This is a genomic window from Methylocella sp. CPCC 101449, assembly GCF_031921685.1.
GTDB lineage: Bacteria > Pseudomonadota > Alphaproteobacteria > Rhizobiales > Beijerinckiaceae > Terripilifer.
In genome coordinates this window covers 1,750,715-1,772,929 of record NZ_JAPDHU010000001.1, presented here as the reverse complement: position 1 = coordinate 1,772,929, position 22,215 = coordinate 1,750,715, and the positions used below count along the sequence as shown (strand labels likewise).

Genomic DNA, 22,215 nt, shown 5'->3' with positions numbered 1-22,215 from the left:
CCCTCCCGGTGTTCGCGCAAAAATGAAAACGTCAGTTCATGTCACCTGATGCTGCTTCAGTTCAATTTGGGCGCGACGATCTTGTTGCGCAGAACGCCAAGCCCCGTCACTTCCAGCTCGACGACATCCCCCACTTCAAGGAAACCGCCGATTTCGAGGGCGCAACCGCCACCGACCGTTCCCGAGCCGAAGAACTCTCCCGCTCGGATTGTTTCATGTTTCGAGACATGCGCAAGTATGTCCTCGAATTTATGATGCATGTCGCCGCTATTGCCGCTTGAGCGTTGCTGGCCGTTCACCCGCACCGTCATGGTAAGGTCATAGGGATTGGCGACTTCGTCAGCGGTGACGAGCCACGGTCCGATCACATTGCCCGTGTCGAAATCCTTGCCTTTCGCTGGTCCCAGCATGCCGGTCATTTCCTCAGCCTGCGCATCGCGCGCGCTGACATCGTTGAAGATCGCATAACCGAATATGTGATCGCGCGCCTTGTCGCGGGCGATGTTCTTGCCGCCCTTGCCCGTGAAGATGCAGAATTCCATTTCGTAATCGAGCACTTGGGAATAGCTCGGCCATTCCACGTCGGCTTCCGGCCCGACCACGCTGAAGCGATTGCACTTGTAATAGATCGGCTGCTTGTACCAGACGTCGGCGACCTTGATGTCTTCAGGCGTGACATTGGCGTTCGGATCGTCGCGCATCATGCGCGACGCCCGCGCCTGGCGCAGATGTTTCTCGAAACACAGACAATCGCGCATCTGCCGCGGCTCCGGCACCGGCGCCAGCAATCTCTGTTGCGCGGCAGGCACGACGACGGAGCGGGCGCTATCGCGCATTTTCCGCGCCGCATCGAGCGCCGGGTCGCCGCCGTCGATCAAGGCCAGCATGTCGCGGAAATGCTGCGAGGGATCGGTGGCGGTGAAGTCGACGATGGTGCTCTCATCGGCACCCAATGCACCGATATGTTGTTCGCCCTTAGGGGTGATGAAGGTGACGAGTTTCATGATGCCTCACACCGCCTCGGCCTTGAAGCCATTATGGAGGCGGCCGCAGTTGCAGAGCCCCGCCTTGTGGAAGCGCGCCATGCCAGCCCACAGATCGAGCGGCACAATCGGTTCCTTGGAACCGAATTCGCGATAAAGCGAGGCAACATTGATGACGATGCGCTCGGAATCGAGCCAATCGAGATAGGGATCCATCTTGATCATCGTCGCGGCCGTATAGCGATCGACTCCGGCATCGTAGAGCTTGCGCGCTTCGCCGTGGATATATTCGAGATAGCTCTTGAACGTCCGCACCGCCGCCTTGTCGGCGATCGGTCCGTGGCCTGGGACGACGATATCGACATCGAGACCGAGAATGAGATCGCAGGCCTTGATCCAATTGCCGACAGGGCCCGCCCAGATCACCGGATGGCCGCCGACGAAAAGCAGATCGCCGGCATAGAGAATCCTGTCCTTCGGCACATAGACAAGCGTATCACCCTTAGTGTGCGCCGGGCCGGCATAGATGAGCTTGATCTCCTTGTCGCCGACCTTGAGATCGAGATTGCCGCTGAAGGTCTTGGTCGGCGCCGTATAGCGCACGTCATCCCAATCGAAATTGCGGCCCATCATTTCGTAAAGAAAGGCGCCGCCTTCACCGAGCTGCTTATAATTGCGCTTCCATTCGGCGACGATGGTCGGCGGCCGCTCGAACATTTCCTCCGCCGTCTCCTTGGTGGTGATGATCTCGGCATCGGTGATGAGTTGGTTGCCGAAAGTGTGGTCGCCGTTGGCGTGGGTATTGACCAATGTCTTGATCTTGCGCGCTGCCGGCACCGCATCGCGCATGACGTCAAGCATCTCTTGCGTCAGCTTCAGGTCGAACAGGGTGTCGACGAGCAGGTTCTGATCGCCATCGACGATCAGACCGGCATTGCTCCAGCCCCAACTGCCGTCGGGCAACAGATAAGCATGGTTGCCGTGCCCCAGGTCATGCAGACCTTTCGTGTAGTGCCACTTGCTCACGCACGCTCCTCCCTCAATTTCTCTCTATGTATCGAACCCCTTCACCCAGAACTTGATGCCCTCTTCCACCAACTTCCGGCGATCGGATGTATCCGCCACGCCCTCCGACAAACGCGCCATACGGTTGTTGGGCCCGCAATCGGACACGGCGGAGAGAACCGCGCCGAGGCCGAGCGAATAGCGCCACCAGATGTCGGCATCGGAGAGATGCGGCCGCGCCTTCTTCAGGAGACGCACGGTGCGCAGTGCCACTTCGTCGAAATAGGTGATGATGCTCGCCGTCGTCAGCTCCGGCCGACGCACGCTCGCAAGCCGCAGTTGATGCAGAATGTAGATGACGAGCAGGCGCGCATGTTCCTCACCCTCCACGTAGGGACGGATGAAGGCGCGAAACAAATCTTCCAGATCGACCGGATTGTCGCCAGCGGCCGCTTCCAGCGCCTCATATTCGGCGATGCGCGCGTCGCGCACGTCCTTGGCGAGGCGCTCCAGCACCTCCTGCGCCAGCCCGAGCTTGGAGCCGTAATGGAAATTCACCGTGCCCAGGCTGATGCCGGCGGCATCGACGATCTGGCGCATGGTGGTGTTCTCGACGCCCTGTTCGGCGAACAGCCGCAAGGCCGATTCCGCTATCGCATCGCGGGTCGGGTTGGGCTTGGCGTTGAACACACGTTTTGAACACATGTTCAAAATCTGACCCAGAACCGCGCAGCCGTCAATCGACCTTCGAGGCGGCAAAAGAAATTTAGCAACATGGACTTGGCCGTTCGGGGACATCCGCCGGCGGGGTGCCCTGGGCTTGGCTTTAATATATGTATACTGTCATCTTGACAGAATACTGTCATATGAGGCATGAGTCCGGGACTGGCCGATCGCACACGCCGGGACCAGAGGGAGAAACATGCGCCGCAAGAACCGGGCTGATCTGTTTGCCGAGGCCACGAGCCGCGGCAATTTCGATGAAATGCCGATCCTCGAACTCGGCATCGATCCGCAACTGCATCTCAGTCGCAACGAAGTGGCGCAGCCCTTCTTCCTGATCTGCGAACATGATTGCGTGCTGGTGCAGATGTCGGGATCGGCGCGCATCGAATTCCGCGACGCCTCGGTCAATTATTTCGATCTCGTGCTCGGCGATTTCGTTTACGTGCCCGGCGGCACGCCGCATCGCCTGCTGCCGCGCGAAGCCTCCGTCCACCTGCGCTACAAGGCCGATGATCCCGGCCTCGAAGCGGTAGCCTGGTTCTCGGAAGAAACCGGCAAAGAGATCAGCCGCGTCACCTTCGATTGCGCCACCGAACTGCCGCAGGAAGGCTATCTCAGAGCCTGCGAACTCTTTAATGCCACATCGTCCATGCGGACATGCCCGGCGACGGGCGCGATGCTGCCGCCCATCGACCTGACACCCTTCAACTGGCAGGCCCTTGCGCAGGACATCAGCGCGTCCGAGAAGAGCGAGCGCGAACGGGCGGCCAAACGCGGTTTGTCTTTCGCGGCACCGAAGCCGCGCGCCGATCGCACCTTCCGCGCGCCACCGACCCATACCGAGCCGCTGCGCGTCAATATCTATGACGCCGTGCGCTCGGCGACGACGCAGCTCAATCCCCTGTTCCCCTATCTCGGCGCCGGCTGCATCGTGCCCTGCTCTGCCATGCACGATCCTGAATTCAAGGGCACCATGGGCTATTTCCTGCACGAGAACACCCAGCAGGAAGTCAATGTCTGCTTCGGCGCTCGCAGCAGTTTCCGCGCGCCGGGCCAGGTCTTCGTCGGCCCGCTGCATCATGGCGTCGGCGACAAGCCTTCGCCTGACGACGACCATGCCGGCGACAAGCATGGCGTCGGCGAACGGCCGGGTAATGGCGATCGCGCCGACATGATCGCCATCGCCGTCATCACCCAGCGCCAGGCAATCGACACGCCGCAGCGTGAAGCCTTCTCCATCATCTGCGCCAAATGTGACACGGAGCTGCATCGCTATCCCTACGATGCCCATGACTTTCCCGATGCGATCGAGACCAACGATCCGGTTCTGATCGGTCTGCCGACGATCACCCAGGATGCCTTCATCGTCGAGCAGATCAACCGCGACCCCGCCATGCGGACGTGCAAGAGCTGCGGCCACCTCAACGCGCCATTCCCGACGCAATATTGGGGCTGGGCCGATTATCGCCGCCGCACCCATGTCGTGGTGCAAGCACGCAAAACCATGATCGAAGCCGCAGCGAAAACCGCCGCGCCCGCACCTGTCGCCTGAGAGAAGATTAATGACCGAATTGGCTTATCATCGCGTCGCTTCCACTAGCGATCTCGACGACGGCGACGTGCGCGAAGCGCAGGTGGGCGGTACTTTGTTGGCGATCTATCGCCTGGGCGAAGACTTCTACGCCACCGCCGGCATTTGCACCCACGCCTATGCGCGCATGGCGGAAGGTTATGTGGAAGGCGAGATCATCGAATGCCCCTATCACGGCGGCGCTTTCGAGATTCGCACCGGCAAGGCGGTTGCCGCGCCCTGCACGCATGACCTAAAGACCTTCCCCGTGCGCGTCGACGGCGACGACGTGCTTGTCGGCCTGCCTGTCGTGCAGCCCGCATGACGGCGCCCGTGAAAATTCCGCCGCCCACGCTCGGCCGTTCGCTCACCTTGCATTTCAAGGGCGATTGGGGGCGCGCCAATCTGCATCGCGTCATGGGCTGGCTCGGCTATGAACTCGGCCGCCTCGCCGGTCCGCGCTTTCGCTTCGCCATCTGGAACGGCCTGGGCGGTTTGGACGCGGCGCGCGCCGTCGGCCGTGGCGAAGTCGATGTCGCCATCATGACGCCGGCCCATTGTGCCCGCATGGCTCTCGAGGGCACCGGCTTTTGCGCCGGCGAAGCTTTTCCGCATCTGCGCGCCTTGGGCCTCGTGCCGCAGAACGATCGCCTCATCCTGGCCATCCGCCGCGAACACAATATTCGCAGCTTCGCCGATCTGCGCGCCAAGCAGCCGCCGCTGCGCATCATCGCCGCGCGCGACGACGGCTTAAATCTCATCGGCCAGGTGACGCAGGAATTCATGCGCGCCGCCGGCATTCCCCGAGAAACCCTCGAAAGCTGGGGCGGCCGCTATCTGGAGCGCGACGAGCCGGCCGATTGCTTTCACGACATGACGGCGGGCAAGGCCGATGCCATCATTATGGAAGCGGTAATGACCGATTGGTGGCACACCATGGCCAAGAAAGTGGAACTCCACTATCTGCCGATCGAACCGGCCACCAAGGATCAGCTGCACCGCGCCTACGGCTGGCCGAGCGCCACCCTGCCGGCGAACTATCAGCCGGGCCTCGATGTCGAAACCGAATTCCTCGACTTTTCCGATTTCATTCTGCTGACGACCACCGATCTGCCCGACGATGTCGCCTATGCGATGGCTTGGAGCTTGATCGAGCGTTACGAGGGCTTGTCGCGGCAATACACGCACATCCCGCCGGAACGCAGCCCCGTCAATTATCCGATCAATCCGAAAGCCGCCTGCCGCACGTCGATCCCACTCCATCCGGGCGCCGAGCGCTACTTCAAGCAAGCCGGACATCTCTAGCAGCACGTTAACGCCGAAGAAATCTTGGGGAGGGATTTCATGGATACCAAACAGACCGTCCACATCGCGCCTTTGCTCGACGACATGAAGATCGGCCGCACCCACATCGGCATCTTCATCCTGTGCTTCGTCACTCTGTTTCTCGACGGCATGGACTTCGCCGCCATCCTCGTTACCGCGCCGGCCATTCTGCGCGACTGGCAGCTCGAACCGAAGGTGATGGGCACGATCTTCGGCGTCGGCAATCTGGGCTTGCTCATCGGTGCGGTGGCTTTCGGCAAGCTCGGCGACATCTATGGTCGCCGCATCGGCATCGTCGCCGGCGTTCTGACCTATAGCCTGCCGGCGCTTGCCACCGCTTTCGCCGATTCCTACGAACATCTGCTGATATTGCGTTTCCTCACCTGCATCGGCATCGGCGGCGTTCTGCCCAATATAGTCACGCTGCTCACCGAGGGCGCGCCGAAACGCGTGCGCGGCAGTTCGGTCCTCTTGGCTTCGATCGGTTATGCTCTCGGCCCAGCCGCCGTCGGTGGTCTTGCGGCTTTCCTTATTCCGCGCACCGGCTGGCCGTCGGTGTTTCTCATCGTTGGCGTCGCCGGCACCTTGCTCGGCATCCTGCTCTATTTCGTTCTGCCCGAGTCGATCCGTTATCTCGCACTGAAGAAGCCGCAATCGGAAGAATTGCGCCAAGCCCTGCGCCGCATCGCTCCCGATCTTGCGATTGGCCCGCAAACGCAATTCGTCATCGACAGCGATGTGAGCAAAAAGCCCGGACTGGCCGACCTGTTCCGCGACCGGCTGGCGACGATCACACCATTGCTCTGGGCAGTCTTTTTCGTCGAAACCCTCACCTTCATGACCTTGGTCAGTTGGGTGCCGATCCTGCTCCAGCGCAGCGGCGTGTCACCGGCCATGGCTTCGCTCGCCTTCGCTTATGGTGCCGTCGGCGGCGTCATCGCGCAATTGCTGCTGTCGCGCTTCATCGATTCCTTCGGCTGGCTGACGACGCTGTTCGCCACCATCGTCGCGGTCGCCGCTCTCTTCGCGCTCGGCATCCCCGATCTGACGCCAACCCTGGTCATCAGCCTGATCGTCGTCGCCATGTCATTTGCCACCAGCGCGCATAATTCGCTCTACAGCCTGGTCGGCCCGTTCTATCCCACCGCCATCCGCGGCAACGGCGTCGGACTTGCCAGCGGTGCCGCGCGTGTCGCTGCGATCATCGGTCCGGTGGTCGGCGGCCTGCTGGTCTCGCAACTGTCGCTGAGCGGCATGGGCATCGCCATGGCGACCCCCTACATCGCCACCGCCATTCTCTGCCTGGTCTTCCACGCGTTGCGCACCCGCCCGGCGCCAGGTGTCAGCGAACGCGCACCGGCCTGAGTGCTGATCAAGCCAATTCCAACATAAGCTTCCAAGGACTTTAACAGGAGGGGGACTATGAAGCCTATCAAAACGGCGCTCATTTGCGCCGGCGCTACTCTTTTGCCTATCGCCATGACGCAAGCGGCGGATTTGCCGTCGCGCAAAACCGCACCCGCCGAATATGTACGGGTCTGCGATGCCTATGGCACCGGCTTTTATTGGGTCCCCGGCACCGACACCTGTCTGAAAGTCGGCGGCCGCGTCCGCGTCGAGGCTTGGTACACACCGGCCAAGAATGCGGTCGTGCATCGCTCGACCGCCAGCGCCACAACACCCGCCAACACGTTCATCAGTTCGAATGGCGTTGATCAGAACGGCTGGTTCGCGCGCGGCATCGTCAACATGGATGCGCGCACGCAATCGGCCTGGGGCACGGTGCAAACCGTTTTCGCGCTGCGTCTCATGGCAGGTTCGGGTCTCGCCAACGCACCCTTTGGCTATGCCGCCAGTGTCTTTGCGGCGGGCAATAACAATACAGCGACCATCGAATCAGCCTATATCCGCTTCGCCGGTTTCACCGTCGGTCAGGCCGCGTCAAATTTCTTTATGCTGCCGCCCTATCAATACCACTCGGCCCCTAATGGCGGCTTCCCCAACGGTGTCCGCCAGCTCGCTTATACCGCCACCTTCGGCAACGGCTTCTCCGCCGTGCTTGCCCTGGAAAATCGCGGCGATGAAATCCTGACGGCTGCCGCCAACACGCTGGGCGCCAATCCGTTCACCGCCACGGCGGCGACCGCAGGCCCCGTCGCCCAGCGCCTGCCTTCGCTCATCGGCAACCTGCGCGTCGATCAGACGTGGGGCATGGCGATGGTCTCGGCTATGCTGCAGGAAAACACCGCCACCTTCGGCAATGCACCGCTGGCGGTGGTCGGCAATGCCGGTCCACAGATCCGTCGGACCGGTTGGGCCGTCGGCGCCGGCGCCCGCATCCTGCTGCCAATGATCGCGGCTGGCGATCACGTGCAATTCTTCGCCAACTATGGCGTCGGCGCACTCGACTATATCTATGGCCTCGGCCTCAACGGCACTTTCGCGATGACAACGAACTTCCTCGGTGGCTTCCTGCGCGTCGATCGCAACGTCACGCTGTATTGCATCAATGCGGCATGTACAGCCGGCGGTGCCGAGCTAACCAAGGCGTTTGGCACCACTGCGATCTTCACCCACTATTGGACACCGTCGCTGCGCTCGAACTTCATCGCCACCTATGTGCAGGTGACACCCGGCAGCGTGACGCAAAATACGTCTTGGGCGAATGGCGGCCTGTCGAAGGCGCGTCTGTGGAACGTCGCCGGACAGTTGGTCTGGTCGCCGCTGCGCAATTTCGATCTCGGCGCTGAACTGTCCTACGCCAAATTGAACCAGAGCCTGCCACTTTCGGTACCGGCGGGCCTTGGCACCTTGGCGCAAGTCAGCCCGAGCAATTGGACGGTTCGCATGCGCGCCGAGCGCACGTTCTGATCATCCAACGGATAAACGCCGCCGCACTCCGGCGGCGTTTTTTCTAAGCCAGAACGTTTTGCCGATGCGTCGATGAGGCATCTACCTCACCCACGCCGATGCACCCCAATCCGACAAGCGTCGTCCGCACGGCAACATCAAGCGGCGTATGCGGCTCGGCCCCAAGCACCGATAACAACCGCGCGTTCTGCAAACGCACCGGCACTTGCCAGAGATATTTCATTTCGCTGAGTTCGCGGAACAGCGGCACGAACGGCGACGCCAAGGTCACGGCCAGCCAGGGAAAGCGACTGACGCGCATGTTGGGGGCGCTGACCACCCGCCGGATCGCGTCCACCATCTGCCGGCCATCGTGATCCCAATGGCCTCCCATATGGAACTGCGCAAAATCATCGAGGCCATCGTGTTCGGCGAGGCGCACCATGGTCTCGGCGACATCGGGCAGATAGGCCCATTGGTGTCCGACCCCGGGCCGGCCCGGATAGGAAATCGCCCGCACTGGCCGCCCCGGTTTCACCAGCCCTTGCGAAAACCAATTGTTGGCGGCCTGCGGACCGAAGAAATCGCCCGCGCCGACGATCAGGCCTTTGACATCTCCCGCCGCGACGGCGGTGCGCAGCCGCTCTTCCATCTCGACGCGGATTTTGCCTTTACGGGTCAACGGATGTTGGGGCGAGTTTTCATTGACGAGCGGAAAAGCGTCCGGCCCGTAATTGTAGACATTGCCCGGCAGAAGAACGCGGGCACCGACACCGCGCGCCGCGGCCAGCGTATTGTCGAACATCGGCAGCACCAGTTCGCCCCAATTGCGATAGCCCGGCGGGTTGACCGCATGGACGATCAACGACGTGCCCTCGGCGGCAGCCAGGACATCGCCGGCCACCATGGCGTCGCCGCGCAGCCAGGCGAAGTCGCCACGCCCGTCGAACCGTTCGGGTTTGCGATGCAGGGCGCGCACACGCCAGCCCCGCTTGTTGAGCCGACGGGCGACTTCCCCGCCAATGCCACCCGTGGCGCCCAGAACCAATGCGATTTTGTTTTGCATAGCCGACACTCCAATTTCTGAAGGGAGGATGCGGCAGGCCTTAACAAAACAAAATTGTCGAAATATCTGGATATGCTATACGAAAATATATGAACACCGATCCAAGCTGGGATCTCTATCGCAGTTTTCTCGCCGTCTTGGACGAAGGCTCCCTCTCGGGCGCCGCCCGTCTGCTCGGACTGACCCAGCCGACCATAGCCCGGCACATCGATGCCCTGGAGGCCGCCACCGGCTGCGGCCTGTTTCTGCGCTCGCAGCGCGGATTGATCGCTACCGACGCGGCGCTGGAACTCAAACCCTATGCGCAAACCCTCGCCGCGACGGCCACCGCGCTGTTGCGGACCGCGTCAGGCTACGGCGAGACGGTGAAAGGAACTGTGCGGATCACCGCCAGCGAGGTCGTCGGCGCCGAACATCTGCCGCCGATCCTCGCCCGGTTGCGCGAACGACACCCCAAACTCGAGATCGAACTCGTCCTCTCCAATGCGGTCGGCGATCTGTTGCGCGGCGATGCCGACATTGCCGTGCGCATGGTCGAGCCGCTGCAAGATGCGCTGATCGCCAAGCGCCTCGCCAGCATCGGCCTGGGCCTTTATGCCCATCGCAACTATCTCGCGCGCCGTGGCGTGCCGACGTCGCTGACCGATCTGGTTCATCACGATTGTATCGGCTTCGATCGCGAAACACCTGCGCTGCGGGCATTTCTGCAATCCGTTCCGGCCATGAACCGATCGCTCTTCGCACTGCGCGCCGACAGCGATCTCGCCCAGCTCGCGGCGATCCGTTGCGGCTTTGGCATCGGTGGCTGCCAGATTCCGCTGGCGGCGCGCAATCCCGATCTCGTGCGCGTGCTGGCCAGCGAATTTGATCTCGAATTGGGGCTCTGGATCGTCATGCACGAGGATCTGAGAACAAGCCCGCGCTGCCGCGTGGTCTTCGACGCTCTCGTCGAGGGAATGGCAATGTCGATCAGACCAGATTCGCCGTCCGCGCCAATCACCCCTATGTAAAGCGCCATGAACACCTTCGGCCCCCGATTCTTTGGCGGCGAGAAGCGCGGCTACCACCACGGCCATCTGAAAGAGGCCCTGCTGGAAGCGGCGCGCTATCTTGCGGCCGAGCGCGGCCCGTCCGGCTTCACTCTGGCCGAGGCGGCCAAAATGGTCGGCGTCACGCCGGCAGCGCCCTATCGGCATTTCGCCGATCGCGGCGCCCTGATCGAGGAATTGGCCAAGCGCGGTTTCGAGGCTTTCGTGCAGAAGCTCGAAGCCGCCTGGCAGGACGGCCAGCCGTTGCCGGAAGTGGCGTTCCACCGTATGGGCACCGCTTATCTCGAATTCGCCCGCGAGGAACCCGGCCTCTATGCGGCGATGTTCGGCAATGTGCAGACCCTGAACGCGCCGGAACCGGGCGCCGCCGCCGATCGGGCGCTGGAAAGCATCCGCCAGGCCTGCGCCAGCGTCCTCGAATACCACGGCGCCCCGCGTGACGGCGCCAAGGCACTCGCCTTTGAAATCTGGTCGCTGTCGCACGGCTTGGCCATGCTCATGCTGTCGGGCCATCTTGACCCGCAGCGCACCGGCGCCAATCCGGCCGCCATTCTGGAAACCGCCGCCCAAAGCCTGGTCGAAGGCGCCATCCGCCGCACCACCCGCAAGGGGCCTTGGTCGCGGTAACTATCAAGCTTGAGCTCACATTAAATCTGCGGCCAAGCCGCCATCCCGCCTTGCACCCTCAACGGCAGCCCCCACCTCCTCTGATGCCGGAGTTTTAAAGGGCCGGGATCGGCAAAGCTGGCCTCCCGTTGCAAAATTTTCCCTTCAGCCCCCTTGCGGGCAATGGACTCCCGCCTCATGTTAATGTACGTTACATTCACATCAGGCCCGAGTGGCCGATATGGAGAGCGCAAATGAGTGCGACTGCGGAATGGGCGGACAACGATCGCGGCCAGGGTCGCCGCGGCCGCTGTGATTGGAAAAGCGGCAATTACAACCGGGTGCCCTGGCGCCCGTTGGAATTGGTCGCGATGATCCTCGGCTTCATCGTCTTCTGGCCGATCGGCCTGGCGATCCTGATGCTGAAGATCTGGCAGAAGAGATCCGGCCAGCAGGGTGATCTGGTGAGCTTTGCCAACATGCGCTTCGACGAAGCGCGCGAGCGGGCCAAGAGCAATTGGCGCGGCGGCCCCTGGCAGTTCGGCAATCGCGAAGGCGGCAACGGTGGTTTTGGCGGTGGCCCGAACTGGGGTCGCGGCGCTGATAACACCGGCAATCGGGCTTTTGACGAATGGCGGACGGCCGAACTCGAGCGCATCGAGGAAGAACGCCGCAAACTCGAGGCCGCCCAGCGCGAATTCGGCGAATATCTCGCCCATCTGCGCATGGCCCGCGACCGCGACGAGTTCGAACGCTTCAAGCGCGAACGCTCGGCCGCCCAGGCGCGTGGTGAAAGCGGCTGGAAGCCCTTCGACGACACCAAGTCGGACGGCAACGGCCAGCCCCAGTAAGGCCCCAATCCTCACCAATACCGATGCCGTGGCGGCCAACCGCCACGGCATTTTTCGTTCAAACGGCCATCACAATCCTGCGGGATGGGTTCCACCGGTAACTCCACGGCTTGCTGCCAAGCCACCAGCCAGTTAGGCCTTTGCCAACTCTCGGCCGTTAAAGCTGAGTCCCGCCACTGACGTCTTGCCCTGATTCCCGCCGCACGGAGCCCATGTTCAAACGCCTGTACGACTGGACGCTCTCTCTCGCCGGATCGCCTCGTGCCACACCAGCGCTGGCGGCGATCTCCTTCGCGGAATCCTCGTTCTTCCCCATTCCACCCGACGTGGTGCTGGTGCCGATGGCATTAGCCAAGCCGGAGAAGGCTTTCTATTACGCCACCGTCTGCACCATCGCCTCGGTGCTCGGCGGCATCGTCGGATATGGCATCGGCTATCTGCTCTATGAGACATTGGGCCAATGGCTGATGAATCTCTACGGCTATACCGACAAAGTGGACTCGCTGCGCGCCTTCTACGCGCAATGGGGCTGGGCCTTCATCCTGATCAAGGGCGCGACGCCCATCCCCTATAAGCTCGTCACCATCGTCTCGGGCCTGCTCGAATATAATTTCCTGCTATTCGTGCTGTTGAGCATCATCACGCGCGGCGCGCGCTTCTTCATCGTCGCTGGCCTGCTGCATCGCTACGGCGACCAGGCCCGCACCTTGCTCGACCGCCATTTCGGTGTCTTCATGGCACTCATCATTGCTTTCGTCGTGCTCGGGTTCTGGGTGGCTATAAAGGTGTTCTGATGCTTACTCCCTTCCGCATCGCCTTGGCGATCTTCGTCATCGCCTTCGCCACCATCGCCGGTGCCTGGATCTTCGAATATGCCGGCTATCTGCCTTGCGAACTATGCCTGCAGCAGCGCTGGGCCTATTACATCGGCGTGCCCGTCGCGGCGCTGACCGTCGCCAGCACGGTGTCCGGCAAGCCCTCACCAGTGTCCAAACTGCTGTTCGTCCTGCTCGCCTTGATCTTTATCGGCAGCGCCATTTTCGGCGCCTATCACGCCGGCGTCGAATGGGGCTTCTGGGAAGGCCCGACCGGCTGCACCGGCGCCATTCCGCAGCGCGCTTCCGACATGAGCGACTTCATGCGTCAGCTCGAAACCACCAAAGTGGTGCGTTGCGACGCAGTTGCCATCCGCATTCTCGGCCTGTCGCTGGCCGGATGGAACGCAGTGATCTCAGCGGTGCTCGCGGCGTTGGCGCTGCGCACCATCTCGCGCGCTTAGTACGCCCTCGGTGTCATCCCGGACGCGCCAACGGCGCGATCCGGGAACCAGGGGCGAGCGGTAGAGCCTGCAATCCCAGCGGTGAAGCGGCATTCGCAGCCAACCAAGATTTCGTCACGCGCCCTGGTTCCCGGATCACGCTTCGCGTGTCCGGGATGACACCAAGGTAGCGGCGTATCAACTGACACGAAGATGCGAGCTAAGCCGCCTGGCGCGGCGCATTGAGGCTCTTGGCCACCACGAGAATGAGCGCGCGCACCGACTGGCGCAGCTCGTCGACCTCGCCGCGCAATGTCTCCGCGCCTTCCTGCGGCGCGGCCGGTTCAGCCGCAGCCATCTTGGCGACGATGGCGCGCAGTTCGGCAATCTCCGCTTTCATCTCCGCCACATCGGCCTCGCTCGGCAGATGAACGGCAGGCGTCGGCTGAACAGGACGAACATCTTCGGGGCGTGGAATCTGCGCATTGCCGCGCATGGACACGCCAAGCTTTTCCATCTCGGCACGAATGTCGGAAAGATCGTTGGCGGGCGGTGAGGAAGGTAACGCATCGCCATCCGTCACGTCGCGCACCGCTTGCGCCAAAGCGGCCACTTCACCGCGCAGCGATATGATTTCCGGGCCATGATCGTTGGGCGTCAGCGCCGCATTAACACTCGCCATTTCGGTCAGCGCCCGCACCGACGTATCGAGCCGGCTCATCTCGGCGCGAATGCCGGTGAAGTCCTTCGCGATATCTTCGGCGAGGTCTTTGACCGGTTGTTCGGCCGCGGCGCTCATCTCTTGCAGCCGCCCATTCAACGCCGAAAAATCGTCGCGCAGAGAAGCGATCTCCGGTGCGTGATCGACCGGCTCCGGCGCCGCCGCACGCATATCGAACAAAGAGCGCAACTCAGCGAGACCGGCCGCCAAAGCATCGACCCGCGCGTCCAGAGCAGGCAGGATCGAAGCATCCGCGTCGACGGCATGCAGCGGCGCCAGACGCTTCACATCGGCGAACGCTGTTTCCAGACGCGCCAAACGTTCGTTGATCGATTGCATCGTCTGCGGGTCCTGCTGCCGCGCCTTGACGAAGGCGACGGCGACGCCATCGTCCGTCACGCGCCGCACCTTGGCCTGTTTGGTCTCATCGCGCGAGGGAATGTAGAGATCGAAATCCTCCGGACAGTCGAAACCATCCGGCAAGGTCAAGCGGGCGCCCACGGCGCTGATGTCGATGATCGTGCATTCGATCGGCAAGCGCCCGTCGGTGAAGCGCAACTCAGCCCGCATCTGACAGGTCTGGCGCATCGCCTGGCGACGGCCGACCCATTCGTTACGCACACCCATCACTCACTCCAACGCAGAACTTGCGGTAGATCACAATACACAACTGGCCGGCGCAAACTTGGCCGGCCGGTATCCCACGCCAACATGGTGGACAAATGTTTAATTTGCGTTGCCGGCTCAAAGAAAAGCTCAAGCCAGCAACATAAAATCAGCGAGACAGCTGAAAGGTATAGCTGGCGGCGACGCCAACCGTGAACTGATTGCGGCTGCCGGTTTGGCGCACGATCGGGCTCGACGCCGCCCCGCCGGTCAGCCGGTCATAGCCACCGTGTAAGGTAAACGCCCATTCCGGCGAATAGCGATAGGTGAGCGAGGTGTAGAGACCGGCCGAAACCAGCCCCGCGCCGGGGCTATGCGGTGCGTAAACCGGATTGGCCAAGAAATCAGCCGTCGTGACGCCGAAGCGCGAGCGCATCGAGCGAGCATCGGCGAAGTTGAAGCGCGGACCGATGGCGAAGGTGAAATCCTGCCAGCGCGTCACCCAGTCCGCGCCGAGCAGCGCGACGAAACCATCCTCGCCACGGAAGCCGCGCCGGATTTCGAGACGCGCGCGCAGCGTGTCGGGGATCAGCCAGAGCTGGCCGAACACGCCGGGCTCCAGGGTCCACCGCACATTATGCACGCCCCACAATTCGCGATTGCCGCGATCGTAACGGCCACCGCGATAAGCAACGACCGGACCGGCGCTGAAGCCGCTGCTGGAAAACGCCGCGAAACTGATGTTGTCGTCGGGCGAGGACCATTCCGGTGTTTCGCCCGGCCGGCGAAACGACACGGTCGGAAAAGCGATGAAACTGTAATCGTCCGAGCCGGTGAAGCGCGGCGAGACGAAGGTCTTGGCGTTGACGGTGATCAACCAGCCATAGGGCGAGAAGAACGATGGCGCGGCGGGCTCGGCCACGGGCGCCGGCATCGGCGCGGGTGCCGCCACATAACGCGGCGCGGGCCGATAGACGTGACGCGGCGGCGCATGATGGCGATGGGCGACCGGTTTCTTCTTCACGCTCTTGTGGACGTGGCGCTGCCGCTCATGACGCGGCGCGGCTTCAACGGATTGAACGAGAAGAGCGGGAAGAACGACAGCGGAGACCGCGAAAACGGCGGACGATAGACGCAAGGGACGCATGAACAATCCGATTCAATGAACAGCAATGATCAATGAATCGATGAAGTAGGCCGTTTACGTTAATGTGACGCCAACCAATATGGCTAACAAAACGTGAAAGCTAATTTAGGCGGCTGTTTTCATTTGGATTCGGGATGACTTTCGTCATGCGATTCCATCATCCGGGCGCGCGCCCGAAGCTTTTCCGTCTCGCTCTTCAACTGGCCGCAGGCAGCGAGAATGTCGCGGCCGCGTGGCGTGCGCACGGGGCTCGCATAGCCGGCATTGAAGACGATGTCGGAGAATTGCTCGATCGTATCCCAGTCCGAACATTCATATTTCGTGCCCGGCCACGGATTGAACGGAATGAGATTGATCTTGGCCGGAATGCCTTTGAGCAGCCGCACCAGTTCCTTCGCTTCGGCTCTTGAATCGTTGACGCCCTTGAGCATCACGTATTCGAAGGTGATGCGCCGCGCGTTCGACAAGCCGGGATAGTTGCGGCAGGCGTCGAGCAGATCCTTGATCGGATATTTCTTGTTGAGCGGCACCAGTGTGTTGCGCAGATCATCGCGCACCGCATGCAGCGAGATCGCCAAGGCCGTACCGGTCGCTTCGCCCAAAGGCCCTATCTGCGGCACGACGCCTGATGTCGACACCGTCACCCGCCGCTTCGACAGCGACAGACCTTCGCCATCGGTGAGCACCGAAATCGCATCGGTGACATTGTCGAAATTATAGAGCGGCTCGCCCATGCCCATGAAGACGATATTGGAAACGGCGCGCACGCCTTCGCCCGAAGGAATGAGGCCGTTGGTCGGCGGCGTGAGACCCGGAAAATCGCCCAGCATGTCGCGCGCCACCACCACCTGCACGGCGATCTCTTCGGCGGTCAGATTGCGCACCAGCTTCTGCGTACCGGTGTGGCAGAACGTGCAGGTGAGCGTGCAGCCGACCTGGCTCGACACGCACAACGTGCCGCGATCGCTCTCAGGGATATAGACGCATTCGACTTCCGCGCCCCTATCCTTCGCATCGACCGGATCGAGACGGATGAGCCATTTGCGCGTGCCGTCGCTCGACACCTGCTCGGCAACGACCTGCGGCCGCGACAAGGAATAATGCTCGGTCAGGCGCGCGCGCAGCGGCTTGCCGATGTTGAGCATGGCGGCGAAGTCGCGCGCGCCATGGAAATAGATCCATTGCCAGAGCTGGCCGACACGCATGCGGATTTCGCGTTCCGGCACGTCGATGGCGCGCAGAGCGTCGCCGAGACGGGCACGCGTCATGCCGACCAGAGACGGTAAAGCTGCCGCTGGTGCCATGGTCGACCGAAGATCGGTCTGCGCTGTCATCGTCTCGTTCATCGTTCCAACCACATTCGTATTAGCCGCCGTATCCCTCGGCAACAATCAGATCACCCAGGCTAGCTTTGTCCCGCAGAGCTCGCGCCGCCGTATATTCCGGCGAGTGATAGCAAGCGAGTGCCGTCTCATAATCCTTGAATTCCAGAACCACCGTCCGGGCCCGAAAGCGCCCTTCCAGGGTCTCCGTCCGGCCGCCGCGCACCAGAAACTTGGCCCCGTATTTCTCGAAGGCCACCGCATTGGCGGCGACATAGTCCTTATAGGCGTTGGGATCGGTCACATCGACGGTACCGATCCAATAGCCTTTTAAAGGCAATTCCTTATCCGACATGAGACATCTCTTTTGGGCCGAAATTCGACGCTTTCACTTTAACAGATAGCGCTTTTCGCCGATTTAGCTACCCGAGGACCTAAACCGGCTCCAGTTTCCGCAGCACCCCTTGCGGCAGTTCGACTGCAATGGCATCGCCCGGCCGCACCTCGCCGCCCGTGAGCACGATGGCCATGACGCCGGCTTTGCGGATCAGGCCGCCTTCGGCATCGCGGCCGAGCGTCGCCTTCATCAGGCCCGGCTGAAACTTGTCGATCTGGCTACAGGGATTGCGCAGACCCGTGACTTCGACCACCGCTTCGTCGCCGAGCTTGAGCCGCGTTCCAACAGGCAGAGCCAGCAGATCGACACCATGGGTGGTGACATTCTCGCCCATGTCGCCAGCGCTGAGCGAAAAGCCCGACGCCCGCAATTCGTCGAACAGTTCCGCATGCATCAGATGCACCTGGCGCAGATTCGGCGCCAGCGGATCCTTGGCCACCCGCGAGCGATGCTTCACCGTCACGCCCATATGCGCATCGCCTTCGACGCCATGACCTTCGACGAGCCGGATCGACAGCACGTTCGCCTTGCTGAACGCATGGCGCGGGCTGAGGCTGACGGCTTTGACGAGACCTTGCACCACGGCGTTCATGCTTGGCTTCCTTTCAACTGCTCCAGCACCGCCCGCACGGCGGCGGGTATCGGCGTCGACGTGCCCGACGCGCGCTCCACATAGACATGGGTGAAATCGCCGCGTGCGCTGGTGATTTCCGCATCGCCCCGAAAGATACCGACGTCATAGCGCACTGACGACGAGCCCAGATGCACCACTTTGACGCCAACCTCGATAGGATCGGGGAAAGCGATCGGCGCGAAGTAGGAACAACGCGTTTCGACCACCAGCCCGACGATCTCATTGGTGGCCGGATCCAGCACACCCGCCTCGACCAGCAGTTGGTTCACCGCCGTATCGAAATAGGAATAGTAGATGACATTATTGATGTGGCCGTAGACATCATTGTCATGCCAGCGCGTCGAGATCGGCACGAAGGCAACATAATCGGCGCGGCGGGCAAGTTGCGGTCTCTCAGCCATACCCACCACCTCGCCAGTTATTCGGTTGACTGCGCCTCATCCTCGCCGTCGATCTCCTCCGGCAGCACCACATGCACGGCGCCACCGGCGATATCGACCTTCGGCACCACCAGTTTGGTGAAGGGCAGCAGCGCTTCTTCGCCCGCGCCCGTTTCGATCACCAGAATGTCGCCGGCACCGAAATTGTCGACGGCGCGCACCGTGCCGAAGCGGCTGCCGTCGGGCAGCACGGCGGCGAGCCCGATCAGATCGGAGAAATAGAATTCGTCTTCGTCGGGCGCCGGCAAACTGGCGCGCGGCACGAAGATATCCGCATTGGTCAGCGCTTCGGCGGCATTGCGATCGGCGACGCCTTCGACCTGCGCCACCAGCATGTCGTCCTTCACCGGACGCACACGCTTGAGCACGAAGCGGCGCGTCCCCGTGACATCGGTCAGCCCGCCGTAACCGGCGAGCGCCAGGGGATCACCCGTATAGGATTTGATGCGGATCTCGCCGCGCACCCCATGCGGCGCGCCGAAGCGGCCGACGAGCACGAGGCCGGAAGCCGGCGCGACAGGCAAATCAGAAGGCTTGCCATCGCGCCCGCTTGGCATCGTCATCAGGCGGCCGGAGCTTCAGCGGCCTTGGCAGCGGCGGCGGCTTCAGCAGCGGCGCGTTCCTGCGCCTTCTTCTTCGGCTGCGCCTTTTCCGGATTGTTGCGCGCTTCACGCTTCAACAGGCCGAGACCGTCGAGCAGACGCGAGACGCGATCGGTCGGCTGGGCACCCTTGCCCATCCAATCCTTGGCCTTCTCGGTATCGAGTACGAGACGCGCCGCATTGTCCTTGGCCTTCAGCGGATCGAACGTGCCGATCTTCTCGATGAAGCGGCCATCGCGCGGCATGCGCGAGTCAGCAACCACGACGCTGTAGAACGGACGCTTCTTGGTGCCACCGCGCGAAAGACGAATTTTAAGAGACATAGGTACTTCCTTTCAGATCTTCATTTGACGATGCGCGGCAGTCCCTGCCCGCATCACATATTTCACTTTCACTTCTTCTTCCCGAACGGGTTGAACCCGCCCGGTGTTCCGCCACCAAGACCGGGCAGCTTCGGCCCGCCCAATCCTGGAAGTCCATTCGGCAGAAGCGGCCCGCCGCTGGTCAAACCCGGCGGTGGTTTTTCGGGAAGCTGCGGCATTGAACCGCCACCTTGTCCCCCCATCTGCTTCTGCAATTCAGCCATCTGCTCCGGCGAGGGCATGCCACCGCCACCGCCGAGCCCGAACATCTGCGCCATCTTGCCCATCGGGCCACGCTTGTTGGCGCCGCCCATGGCCTTCATCATGTCGGCCATCTGCCGGTGCTGTTTCAGCAAGCGGTTGACGTCCTCGACCTTCATGCCGGAGCCGGCGGCGATGCGTTTCTTGCGCGACGCCTTCAACACGTCCGGATTGCGCCGCTCGGCGCGGGTCATCGACAGAATGATGGCGCGCTGGCGCTTGATCATCTTGTCGTCGATGCGCGAGGCGATCTGGTCCTTCATCTTGGCGATGCCGGGTAGCATGCCCATGATGCCGCCGAGGCCGCCGATCTTTTCCACCTGCGCCAACTGTTCGGCCATGTCGTCGAGGTCGAACTTGCCCTTGCGCATCTTCTCGGCGATGGCCTGGGCTTTCTCGGCATCGATCGACGCCGCCGCCTTTTCGACCAGCGCGACGATGTCGCCCATGCCGAGAATGCGATTGGCGATGCGCTGCGGATTGAAATCGTCGAGGTCCTCGACCTTTTCACCCGTACCGATGAGCTTGATCGGCTTGCCGGTGACGGCACGCATGGAAAGCGCGGCACCGCCACGGCCATCGCCATCGGTGCGGGTCAGCACGATGCCAGTGATGCCGACGCGATCGTTGAAGTTGCGCGCCAGATTGACGGCGTCCTGGCCGGTCAGCGAGTCGGCGACCAAAAGAATTTCATGCGGGCTGGCGGCGCGCTTGATCTCCGCCATTTCCTCCATCAACGGCTCGTCGATGTGGGTGCGCCCGGCCGTGTCGAGCAGGACGACATCGTAGCCCTGCAGGCGCGCCGCCTGTTCGGCGCGCTGCGCGATTTGCACCGGCGTCTGTCCGGCGACAATCGGCAAAGTGTCGACGCCGACCTGGCGGCCGAGCACGGCGAGCTGTTCCTGCGCCGCCGGACGCTTCACGTCGAGCGAGGCCATCAGCACCTTGCGCTTCATGCGGTCGGTGAGGCGGCGCGCGATCTTGGCGGTGGTGGTGGTTTTACCGGCGCCCTGCAAGCCGACCATCATGATGGCGACGGGAGGCGAAGCAGAGAGATCGATGGTCTCGGCGGTGGAGCCCAAGGTTTCGATCAGCACGTCGTTGACGATCTTGACGACCATCTGCCCCGGCGTGACCGATTTCACCACATTGGCGCCGACGGCCTGGACGCGCACCTTCTCGGTGAACTCGCGCACCACGTCGAGCGCCACGTCGGCCTCAAGCAGGGCGCGGCGCACTTCGCGCATGGCGGTATTGACGTCGCTCTCCGAGAGAGCGCCGCGCCGCGTCAGCGTATCGAATATGCCGGAGAGCTTGTCGGAAAGGCCCTCGAACATGCAAAAACTCCAATGGCTCGATTCAGAAGCTCCGAAGCCATGCTCCAAAGCCAAATTCCAAAGACCAATAGCGCCCGGGGGCGCATCGCGCTGCCGGGCGTTGACCCCGAACCTCAAGGGGTTCCACGGGGCTGTGTCAAAAGAACGTCTCTGACGAGAGTGACAGGCTTTTAGGTGGGGACGGCGGGAGAGTCAACGTGAGCCGGCCAATCCAATAGCCTTTCAGCCGCCGGCCCCAAATGACAACCCCCTGGCCTTATTGCGCTTCCATCGCGCAAAGCCCCACACACTCCTTCCTCTCGAAAGCCGCCTTGAACGCCAGCGCCTTCTCCCGCTCCAGACCGCTCAAACTGGCCAGAACCGTGTCGATCTGGGCAATCAGCGCCGCCCGGTCGGCCGGCGGGGTCGAAGCCGCCAGGGTCGCGGCGCCCTCACTGAGCGCATCGAGCAGGAGGACGCGGTTTTCGGGACGCAGGCCCGGGGCGCGCAGCATCAGCACGATGCCCGTCACCATCTCGTTGATTCCAAGACGTAATTGACGCAGCCCATCACGGCGGGCGACGTTCATCTGAGCCGCCGGCAGCGTGGCGAGGAAGTCAGTAATGGCCTCGAGCCCGGCCGCCTGCACGCGCAGCAGATAAGCGCCCGCCCGGGCGATCTCGTCCTGATATTGCGCGGTATTAACAGCCGTATCCGGCACGGTTCCCGCCTGCGGCGCGAACAGCACATAGGTCTTGAAGAGCGCGCCCGCCCGATCGCCGATGGGCAGCAGCGCCGGCACGTCGGCGGAGCGATAGGGCGGAGCGCCCAAAGTCGCCTTCACGTCCCAAAACCGGCCGAGCACCTTGGCGTGTTCCGGATTCGACCAGCGTGGCAAATCCCCCGCCGCACGGGTCTGGCGCGCCAGAGCGTCGACCGCCTGGAAGGCGGCAGCCGATTCAGCCTGGTTTGTCTGCGAAATCTCGGCCTGGCTTGCGGAGGGCGAAAGACCAAACCAAAGCGAAATCAAAAGCGCTGGAAATAAATATTTCAAAACAACCACCGTCGCGAGAAGCCCAACGCCCCCCGCACTGTCGATACCGCTAAGCCATTACAC

At 62.3% G+C, this 22,215-nt stretch carries 24 protein-coding genes; 10 read left to right on the top strand and 14 right to left on the bottom strand.

The genetic code is table 11. The features are described from left to right. Window positions 1-56 precede the first annotated feature (56 nt). From OIM99_RS08165 to OIM99_RS08155, 3 genes are read right to left on the bottom strand one after another with little or no spacing between them, the layout of a single operon-like run. The gene (locus OIM99_RS08165) at window positions 57-1,004 is read right to left on the bottom strand and encodes a fumarylacetoacetate hydrolase family protein (protein WP_311849838.1); all 948 of its coding nucleotides are present in this window, start codon (window positions 1,002-1,004) and stop codon (window positions 57-59) included. A gap of 6 nt (window positions 1,005-1,010) precedes the next feature. Then, window positions 1,011-2,009 (bottom strand): MBL fold metallo-hydrolase, encoded by a 999-nt coding sequence (locus OIM99_RS08160; protein WP_311849837.1) that lies wholly within the window; start codon window positions 2,007-2,009, stop codon window positions 1,011-1,013. 24 nt (window positions 2,010-2,033) lie between these two features. Then, a complete protein-coding gene (locus OIM99_RS08155) occupies window positions 2,034-2,693 on the bottom strand; it encodes a TetR/AcrR family transcriptional regulator (RefSeq protein WP_311849836.1) in 660 nt (219 codons plus the stop codon). A gap of 217 nt (window positions 2,694-2,910) precedes the next feature. Between OIM99_RS08155 and OIM99_RS08150 the strand changes: the two genes are divergently transcribed. Genes OIM99_RS08150 through OIM99_RS08130 form a run of 5 tightly spaced genes read left to right on the top strand, consistent with a single transcriptional unit; the run spans window position 2,911 to window position 8,481 of the window. Then, the gene (locus tag OIM99_RS08150; protein ID WP_311849835.1) at window positions 2,911-4,266 is read left to right on the top strand and encodes a hypothetical protein; all 1,356 of its coding nucleotides are present in this window, start codon (window positions 2,911-2,913) and stop codon (window positions 4,264-4,266) included. A gap of 10 nt (window positions 4,267-4,276) precedes the next feature. Next, window positions 4,277-4,609: a non-heme iron oxygenase ferredoxin subunit gene (locus OIM99_RS08145; protein ID WP_311849834.1), complete on the top strand. Its 333-nt coding sequence runs from the start codon at window positions 4,277-4,279 to the stop codon at window positions 4,607-4,609. Continuing rightward, window positions 4,606-5,589 carry a TAXI family TRAP transporter solute-binding subunit gene (locus tag OIM99_RS08140; protein ID WP_311849833.1) on the top strand — a complete coding sequence of 328 codons (984 nt, stop codon included), beginning with the start codon at window positions 4,606-4,608 and terminating at the stop codon, window positions 5,587-5,589. Before OIM99_RS08145 ends, OIM99_RS08140 begins: the two co-directional genes overlap by 4 nt. A gap of 39 nt (window positions 5,590-5,628) precedes the next feature. Then, window positions 5,629-6,975: an MFS transporter gene (locus tag OIM99_RS08135; RefSeq protein ID WP_311849832.1), complete on the top strand. Its 1,347-nt coding sequence runs from the start codon at window positions 5,629-5,631 to the stop codon at window positions 6,973-6,975. Between the two features lie 57 nt (window positions 6,976-7,032). After that, window positions 7,033-8,481 (top strand): porin, encoded by a 1,449-nt coding sequence (locus tag OIM99_RS08130; RefSeq protein WP_311849831.1) that lies wholly within the window; start codon window positions 7,033-7,035, stop codon window positions 8,479-8,481. Between the two features lie 43 nt (window positions 8,482-8,524). On the opposite strand, the gene OIM99_RS08125 is transcribed toward OIM99_RS08130, so the two are convergent. Further along, window positions 8,525-9,526: an NAD(P)H-binding protein gene (locus OIM99_RS08125; protein ID WP_311849830.1), complete on the bottom strand. Its 1,002-nt coding sequence runs from the start codon at window positions 9,524-9,526 to the stop codon at window positions 8,525-8,527. 89 nt (window positions 9,527-9,615) lie between these two features. Between OIM99_RS08125 and OIM99_RS08120 the strand changes: the two genes are divergently transcribed. The 5 genes from OIM99_RS08120 (at window position 9,616) to OIM99_RS08100 (ending at window position 13,311) form a co-directional block, all read left to right on the top strand. Further along, window positions 9,616-10,536, top strand: a complete 921-nt coding sequence (locus OIM99_RS08120) for a LysR family transcriptional regulator (RefSeq protein WP_311849829.1) — start codon at window positions 9,616-9,618, stop codon at window positions 10,534-10,536. A 6-nt stretch (window positions 10,537-10,542) separates the two neighbouring features. Next, window positions 10,543-11,202 (top strand): TetR/AcrR family transcriptional regulator, encoded by a 660-nt coding sequence (locus tag OIM99_RS08115; protein ID WP_311849828.1) that lies wholly within the window; start codon window positions 10,543-10,545, stop codon window positions 11,200-11,202. A gap of 233 nt (window positions 11,203-11,435) precedes the next feature. Then, window positions 11,436-12,032: a DUF2852 domain-containing protein gene (locus OIM99_RS08110; protein WP_311849827.1), complete on the top strand. Its 597-nt coding sequence runs from the start codon at window positions 11,436-11,438 to the stop codon at window positions 12,030-12,032. A 212-nt stretch (window positions 12,033-12,244) separates the two neighbouring features. Then, complete coding sequence (locus OIM99_RS08105; protein WP_311849826.1) at window positions 12,245-12,826, top strand: YqaA family protein; 582 nt, start codon at window positions 12,245-12,247, stop codon at window positions 12,824-12,826. After that, complete coding sequence (locus OIM99_RS08100; protein WP_311849825.1) at window positions 12,826-13,311, top strand: disulfide bond formation protein B; 486 nt, start codon at window positions 12,826-12,828, stop codon at window positions 13,309-13,311. Before OIM99_RS08105 ends, OIM99_RS08100 begins: the two co-directional genes overlap by 1 nt. A 199-nt stretch (window positions 13,312-13,510) precedes the next feature. Here OIM99_RS08100 and OIM99_RS08095 read toward each other — a convergent pair whose 3' ends face one another. The 10 genes from OIM99_RS08095 to OIM99_RS08050 form a co-directional block, all read right to left on the bottom strand. After that, on the bottom strand, window positions 13,511-14,638 hold the full coding sequence (locus tag OIM99_RS08095; RefSeq protein WP_311849824.1) for a PilZ domain-containing protein: 1,128 nt from the start codon (window positions 14,636-14,638) through the stop codon (window positions 13,511-13,513). Window positions 14,639-14,786: 148 nt separating this feature from the next. Then, window positions 14,787-15,764, bottom strand: coding sequence for a MipA/OmpV family protein (locus OIM99_RS08090; RefSeq protein WP_311849823.1), 978 nt, complete (start codon window positions 15,762-15,764; stop codon window positions 14,787-14,789). 119 nt (window positions 15,765-15,883) lie between these two features. Next, the gene (gene rlmN / locus OIM99_RS08085; protein ID WP_311850371.1) at window positions 15,884-17,098 is read right to left on the bottom strand and encodes a 23S rRNA (adenine(2503)-C(2))-methyltransferase RlmN; all 1,215 of its coding nucleotides are present in this window, start codon (window positions 17,096-17,098) and stop codon (window positions 15,884-15,886) included. Window positions 17,099-17,129: 31 nt separating this feature from the next. Beyond that, window positions 17,130-17,441, bottom strand: a complete 312-nt coding sequence (locus tag OIM99_RS08080) for a DUF1330 domain-containing protein (RefSeq protein ID WP_311849822.1) — start codon at window positions 17,439-17,441, stop codon at window positions 17,130-17,132. Between the two features lie 79 nt (window positions 17,442-17,520). After that, entirely contained in the window at window positions 17,521-18,075 is a 555-nt protein-coding gene (locus OIM99_RS08075; RefSeq protein ID WP_311849821.1) for an MOSC domain-containing protein, read from the bottom strand. Then, on the bottom strand, window positions 18,072-18,518 hold the full coding sequence (locus tag OIM99_RS08070; RefSeq protein WP_311849820.1) for a thioesterase family protein: 447 nt from the start codon (window positions 18,516-18,518) through the stop codon (window positions 18,072-18,074). The genes OIM99_RS08075 and OIM99_RS08070 overlap by 4 nt, the downstream gene beginning before the upstream one ends. A 17-nt stretch (window positions 18,519-18,535) precedes the next feature. Then, window positions 18,536-19,120, bottom strand: coding sequence for a ribosome maturation factor RimM (rimM, locus tag OIM99_RS08065; RefSeq protein ID WP_311849819.1), 585 nt, complete (start codon window positions 19,118-19,120; stop codon window positions 18,536-18,538). After that, entirely contained in the window at window positions 19,120-19,482 is a 363-nt protein-coding gene (rpsP, locus tag OIM99_RS08060; protein WP_311849818.1) for a 30S ribosomal protein S16, read from the bottom strand. Before rpsP ends, rimM begins: the two co-directional genes overlap by 1 nt. Before the next feature lie 68 nt (window positions 19,483-19,550). After that, complete coding sequence (gene ffh / locus OIM99_RS08055; RefSeq protein WP_311849817.1) at window positions 19,551-21,119, bottom strand: signal recognition particle protein; 1,569 nt, start codon at window positions 21,117-21,119, stop codon at window positions 19,551-19,553. Between the two features lie 256 nt (window positions 21,120-21,375). Next, complete coding sequence (locus OIM99_RS08050) at window positions 21,376-22,152, bottom strand: hypothetical protein (RefSeq protein ID WP_311849816.1); 777 nt, start codon at window positions 22,150-22,152, stop codon at window positions 21,376-21,378. Window positions 22,153-22,215: the final 63 nt, after the last annotated feature.

What these genes read in the sequence shown, in the direction of transcription:
- OIM99_RS08165 (WP_311849838.1), bottom strand. Translation starts at nt 1,004, where the DNA reads ATGAAACTCGTCACCTTCATCACCCCTAAGGGCGAACAACATATCGGT.
- OIM99_RS08155 (WP_311849836.1), bottom strand. Translation starts at nt 2,693, where the DNA reads ATGTGTTCAAAACGTGTGTTCAACGCCAAGCCCAACCCGACCCGCGAT.
- OIM99_RS08150 (WP_311849835.1), top strand. Translation starts at nt 2,911, where the DNA reads ATGCGCCGCAAGAACCGGGCTGATCTGTTTGCCGAGGCCACGAGCCGC.
- OIM99_RS08145 (WP_311849834.1), top strand. Translation starts at nt 4,277, where the DNA reads ATGACCGAATTGGCTTATCATCGCGTCGCTTCCACTAGCGATCTCGAC.
- OIM99_RS08140 (WP_311849833.1), top strand. Translation starts at nt 4,606, where the DNA reads ATGACGGCGCCCGTGAAAATTCCGCCGCCCACGCTCGGCCGTTCGCTC.
- OIM99_RS08135 (WP_311849832.1), top strand. Translation starts at nt 5,629, where the DNA reads ATGGATACCAAACAGACCGTCCACATCGCGCCTTTGCTCGACGACATG.
- OIM99_RS08130 (WP_311849831.1), top strand. Translation starts at nt 7,033, where the DNA reads ATGAAGCCTATCAAAACGGCGCTCATTTGCGCCGGCGCTACTCTTTTG.
- OIM99_RS08125 (WP_311849830.1), bottom strand. Translation starts at nt 9,526, where the DNA reads ATGCAAAACAAAATCGCATTGGTTCTGGGCGCCACGGGTGGCATTGGC.
- OIM99_RS08120 (WP_311849829.1), top strand. Translation starts at nt 9,616, where the DNA reads ATGAACACCGATCCAAGCTGGGATCTCTATCGCAGTTTTCTCGCCGTC.
- OIM99_RS08115 (WP_311849828.1), top strand. Translation starts at nt 10,543, where the DNA reads ATGAACACCTTCGGCCCCCGATTCTTTGGCGGCGAGAAGCGCGGCTAC.
- OIM99_RS08110 (WP_311849827.1), top strand. Translation starts at nt 11,436, where the DNA reads ATGAGTGCGACTGCGGAATGGGCGGACAACGATCGCGGCCAGGGTCGC.
- OIM99_RS08105 (WP_311849826.1), top strand. Translation starts at nt 12,245, where the DNA reads ATGTTCAAACGCCTGTACGACTGGACGCTCTCTCTCGCCGGATCGCCT.
- OIM99_RS08100 (WP_311849825.1), top strand. Translation starts at nt 12,826, where the DNA reads ATGCTTACTCCCTTCCGCATCGCCTTGGCGATCTTCGTCATCGCCTTC.
- OIM99_RS08095 (WP_311849824.1), bottom strand. Translation starts at nt 14,638, where the DNA reads ATGGGTGTGCGTAACGAATGGGTCGGCCGTCGCCAGGCGATGCGCCAG.
- OIM99_RS08090 (WP_311849823.1), bottom strand. Translation starts at nt 15,764, where the DNA reads ATGCGTCCCTTGCGTCTATCGTCCGCCGTTTTCGCGGTCTCCGCTGTC.
- rlmN (WP_311850371.1), bottom strand. Translation starts at nt 17,098, where the DNA reads ATGACAGCGCAGACCGATCTTCGGTCGACCATGGCACCAGCGGCAGCT.
- OIM99_RS08080 (WP_311849822.1), bottom strand. Translation starts at nt 17,441, where the DNA reads ATGTCGGATAAGGAATTGCCTTTAAAAGGCTATTGGATCGGTACCGTC.
- OIM99_RS08075 (WP_311849821.1), bottom strand. Translation starts at nt 18,075, where the DNA reads ATGAACGCCGTGGTGCAAGGTCTCGTCAAAGCCGTCAGCCTCAGCCCG.
- OIM99_RS08070 (WP_311849820.1), bottom strand. Translation starts at nt 18,518, where the DNA reads ATGGCTGAGAGACCGCAACTTGCCCGCCGCGCCGATTATGTTGCCTTC.
- rimM (WP_311849819.1), bottom strand. Translation starts at nt 19,120, where the DNA reads ATGACGATGCCAAGCGGGCGCGATGGCAAGCCTTCTGATTTGCCTGTC.
- rpsP (WP_311849818.1), bottom strand. Translation starts at nt 19,482, where the DNA reads ATGTCTCTTAAAATTCGTCTTTCGCGCGGTGGCACCAAGAAGCGTCCG.
- ffh (WP_311849817.1), bottom strand. Translation starts at nt 21,119, where the DNA reads ATGTTCGAGGGCCTTTCCGACAAGCTCTCCGGCATATTCGATACGCTG.